General features: G+C 71.3%; 2 protein-coding genes. Both read left to right on the forward strand.

Translation table 11 applies throughout. The features are described 5' to 3' along the window. A partial coding sequence (locus WBA11_RS10205) for an ECF-type sigma factor (RefSeq protein ID WP_424520591.1) occupies positions 1–388 on the forward strand: 388 nt, incomplete at its 5' end. A 468-nt stretch (positions 389–856) separates the two neighbouring features. Beyond that, positions 857–1,522 (forward strand): serine/threonine-protein kinase (locus WBA11_RS10210; RefSeq protein WP_424520592.1); only part of this gene is annotated, 666 nt, incomplete at its 3' end.

Here is a 1,522-nt window from a genome sequence, read left to right on the forward strand (position 1 = left end):
GGTGCGCGAGGACCCCGACGCCCACATGGGGAGGGTCCACCGCGAGATGAACCAGGTGGTCATCGCGCGCGCCCGGTCCCGGAACCGCCAGAAGCGGTGGGGCTCCGCCGCCCGCGTGACGCTGGACGACGACCGCCTCTCCGGGGGCGCGGAGGCCCAGCCTGAGGCCAGCGTCCACAGAGCGCTCGACCTCGCGGACGCGCTCGACCGTCTGGGACGGGTCTCGCCCCGCCTCCGCGAAGTCGTCCGGCTCCGGTTCGAGGTGGGCCTCACGGTTGGTCAGGTGTCGGCCACTATGGAGGTCCCGCGTCGGACGGTCGAGCGAGACCTCACGAAAGCCCGGGGACTCCTGGGTGTCCTCCTCCGTGCGGAGCCTCCGCTCGACTAATCCCCGAGGTACGTGTCCGGCCCTCCGATGCGGAGACCGCCGACGCCCAGCCCACGCCGCATGAAAGAGATGGAGAGAGAGGGAGACGTGCCCCGCGAGGGGTTGGGGCCACCGCCCACTATGGCCGGCGCTGCCGACTGGGTGACCGGGAGCTGGCGGGAGGTCGAGCGGGCCATTGACCGGGTGCTGGAGCTCCCGGAGTCCGAGAGGCGAGGCGCCGCCGAGCGTCTGGCGCCCGGCCCCGTCCGAGACGGCGTCGAGGACTTGCTCGCTGCAATCGGGCCGGAGCCTATCGAGAAATCTCCATTACCAGACGAGACGTTTCCTGATAGTGCCCAGGCACTTTCAGTAAGTGCCTGGGCACTAGACCTACCAGATCCATTCCCTGGCGACGGTGACATCGACCGAGGGCTCGACCCGGGAGAGCGACCTCGGCGAGATCTGGTCGGCACCTGGGCCGTGGGGTTCATGATCCGCCGGAGGGTGGGGCGGGGCGGGATGGGCGAGGTGTACCTCGCCGACGACCCACAGACCGGCCAGCAGGCAGCGGTGAAGGTGCTGACCTCAGAGGCCCCCGGCGCGGCGGCGCGGTTCGAGCGCGAGCAGCGTCAACTCGCGAACCTCCAGCACCCCGCGATCCCGAGACTCTTGGGCACCGGAATCACAGATGACGGGCGCCCCTGCTTCGCGATGGAGTACGTGCGGGGCGGCCCGATCACCGACTTCGCTCGGGCTCACGGGCTCGGCGCCGTAGAGCGCGTCGAGCTGTTCGCCCAGCTTTGCGACGCCGTCCGCCACGCCCACGCCCACCTCGTTGTCCACCGCGACATCAAGCCGTCGAACGTCCTCGCTTCGAAGGCCCCCGACGGGACGCACCGGGTCCACCTCCTCGACTTCGGCGTCGCGAGGCCGCTCGCCGACCGGGCGTACGCGACGGGCTGGGGCGGGGAGGGGCCGACCGGGAACGGGCTCCGGCCGATGACACCAGCCTACGCTGCGCCCGAGCAGGCGTTGCCTGCCGAGGCAGGGCGAGAGGCCGAGACCACGACGGCGACCGACGTGTTTGCCCTCGGCGTCGTGTTCTACGAGCTCCTCACGGAGCGTCGGCCGCTCGACGGGGGCGCCGCCCCGTCT

The organism is Rubrivirga sp. (assembly GCF_049648075.1).
Taxonomy (GTDB): Bacteria; Bacteroidota; Rhodothermia; order Rhodothermales; family Rubricoccaceae; genus Rubrivirga.